We start from the raw sequence: 2,903 nt of genomic DNA, 5'->3' as shown, positions 1-2,903 counted from the left end.
ATCCACTACTAAATCACATCGCTGATGATAAGCGAACAGAAGTAGATGGAAAATTAAAAAATGCCTTTGAGATTTGGAACGATGAAGCTAAAACCAGATTTGATCAATTAAAATCAAATGAAGAAGAATTAAATAAGATATTCATTGATTTATACGGATTACAAGATGAGCTGACTCCTGAAGTAGCAGATAAGGATGTTTCTGTTCGTTTAGCTGATGAGTCACGTGATATTAAATCGTTCCTTTCGTATTTTGTTGGGGTAGTCTTCGGAAGATATTCTTTAGATGTTGATGGGCTAGCTTTTGCTGGTGGTCAATGGGATGCTTCAAAATACAATAAATTTGTGCCAAATGACGATAATATTCTTATGCTAAATGATAAGAAATACTTTGATGATAAACGTGATATCATGAATCGTTTGAGAGAGTTTTTAACTGTTACTTTTGGTGAAAGTACGGTTGATGATAATCTTAAATATATTGCATCAGTCATTGGAAAAAAGGCTGATAATGATGAAGCATCAATTAGAAGATACTTTGTAGAGGACTTCTTCAAAGATCACAAGCAGATATATCAAAAGCGTCCAATCTATTGGGAATTCTCAAGCGGTAAGGCCAATGGATTTAAGGCTTTGATGTATCTACATCGATATGACGAAGAAGAATTAGCGATGATCAGAGCCAATTATTTACATCCATTACAGGGTAAATACGAAATTCAAATTGATCAATTGAATCAACTATTAGAGTCAGAATCGGTTACTAAAGAAAAGAAAAAATTAGAAAGAGAAATAGCCCATGTAACAAAACAACTTTCAGAAATTAAAAAATATGACGTTGTTATTCAACATATAGCTAACGAAAAAATCACCTTAGATTTAGATGATGGTGTTGTCGTGAATTATGAAAAACTTCAAGATGGAGAGAAAATTCTCTCAAAATATAATTAATAAAAAAGGCTTTTCCAACCGGAAAAGTCTTTTTGTGTGCCAAGAAAAGTGCCAATTATTTTGTTACATTATCTAAGATTGAAACTATCTTATCTTGATCTTGGGATTGTAGTTCTTTAATGATATGAAGGTAGGTTGATTGGGTTGTTGTAATATTACTATGGCCTAATCTTCTGGATACAGAAAGGACGCTAACGCCTTTGTAGAGTAAGATTGAAGCATGCGTATGTCTTAGACCATGGAAAGTGATTCTTGGAATATTAAGACATTCTAACTTGTTAGTTAATGACTTATTTATCTCTGCACTGACCATGACGTGATTTCTTTCGTTCATAAAAATTGGTTGTTTATCAGGTATATCATGTAACTTTAAATACTCTTTTAACTTGTAAAGTGTTTGATTATCGATAGTAATTTTGCGGACAGAAGAAGTAGTTTTTGTCTTCATGAAACCCGTTTTATATTTATAATCCCAAGTTTTATTTACATTTAAATAACTATTTTTAAAATCAATATCCTTAGAAGTTAAACCAACAATTTCTCCATAACGCATTCCAGTAACGGCTGCTATGAAGATAATCATTTCATCAATTTTATTTGTATTTAAATTTTTTATCAGTTTTGACCAGTTATTATAGCTGAGAAATTTATTCACCTTAGGGCGTTCTACACCAGTAATAACAGCTTTTCTACTAGGGTCATTTATGATGATTTTTTCATCTAAAGCTTCTAATAAGCAAGCTCTGATTTGTTTGTGAAAGCATGATACAGTACGCTTTGCGTGTGTCTTAGCGAATGAATTTAAACCTTCTTGATACTTTAATTTGGTTAGTTCTTTGAGTTTTAAATCACCAAATATTTCGTAAATATGTTGCGCTGTATTTTGGTATTTATTATAAGTTATTTTGGAAACAACATTTTTCTTAAAAATATTGATCCATCGTTTGTAATAACTAATCAATGGTTCTTCACTAGATTTTGCACTGGACAAATTAGGGTGCTCAATCTGTGTTTGACTAGCAGCAAGGATAGCCTCGGACTTATGTGTGAAGCCGGATTTACGTAGTTTTTTATATTTACCAAATCGATCTTTATATGATATTTCATATTGCCAAACGTTGCCTCTTTTACGATAACTGACCATTATTTGTGCCCCCTGAACGGAACAGTTGTCACAATTTTGGCACATACGTAACTAGATTCCAACAATTTAGTACTGAATGATTGTNGTGATTTAGTAGTGGATGATTTTTGAAATCCCATGATGTTTCGAATGAATCCCATTCAATTTTCGACTTATCAATATTTGATTTTACATAATTTTGTAAATCATTATTATATTGGATAATTAAAGGTATTTTGCTCATAGGTCCCTGGCTAAAGTCTAATGTGGGAGCTAGTATTCCCAATAATTTTTTTACAACTTTTGAATTCATAAGAGACAATAAATAATAATAGTTTAAATATTGAACTTCTCTATCGATGAACAGCATTGGCCCTTTTTGATCAAACAAAAAACCGACAGGGCTATATCTAAATGATGTCATATTGGATGATATTGCTGACCATGTTATACCTTCTTTAAAAAAGTAATTAGGATTCCTAATTACAGATCGTTGTTTACCATTGGTCCATTTGTAACTTTTAATGTCGTTACCATTGTTTCCCCAATTAATAACAAGATCATTATTTCCATACCATTTTCTATATGATCCACCTTTATTGTAGGGATACCATTTTATGTCAGAAGATATTTCATAGTTACCTGCCCTTTGAAATGGTAAGAAAGTATTTGTATATCTTACTTCATTCCATTTACGTAAGAATTTATTATTATCAGCAGTTGCAATTCCTTGTCTTGGTGAAACATATTTTCCCAATTCATCATATTTTTGAAACAATAAAAATATTTTATCACTAGCCCAATAAGCAACTGGACTACCAGGAATCTTA

At 31.5% G+C, this 2,903-nt stretch carries 1 protein-coding gene and 2 pseudogenes; 1 reads left to right on the top strand and 2 read right to left on the bottom strand.

The window, feature by feature from the left end:
- Nucleotides 1–950: pseudogene (locus IV57_RS13260) on the top strand (BREX-1 system adenine-specific DNA-methyltransferase PglX); the annotation flags it as partial.
- 55 nt (nucleotides 951–1,005) lie between these two features.
- On the opposite strand, the gene IV57_RS12765 reads toward IV57_RS13260, so the two are convergent.
- Nucleotides 1,006–2,094 carry a site-specific integrase gene (locus IV57_RS12765; RefSeq protein ID WP_057881905.1) on the bottom strand — a complete coding sequence of 363 codons (1,089 nt, stop codon included), beginning with the start codon at nucleotides 2,092–2,094 and terminating at the stop codon, nucleotides 1,006–1,008.
- A gap of 85 nt (nucleotides 2,095–2,179) precedes the next feature.
- Nucleotides 2,180–2,903, bottom strand: a pseudogene (locus IV57_RS13255) (BREX-1 system adenine-specific DNA-methyltransferase PglX); the annotation flags it as partial.

It is taken from the genome of Companilactobacillus kimchiensis (assembly GCF_001438805.1).
Classification (GTDB): domain Bacteria; phylum Bacillota; class Bacilli; order Lactobacillales; family Lactobacillaceae; genus Companilactobacillus; species Companilactobacillus kimchiensis.
The sequence above is the reverse complement of the archived record's forward strand: the minus strand, read 5'-3'. Positions and strand labels throughout refer to the sequence as shown.

Excerpts from the sequence above, each read along its gene's own strand:
- IV57_RS12765 (WP_057881905.1), bottom strand. The coding sequence starts at position 2,094 with ATGGTCAGTTATCGTAAAAGAGGCAACGTTTGGCAATATGAAATATCA.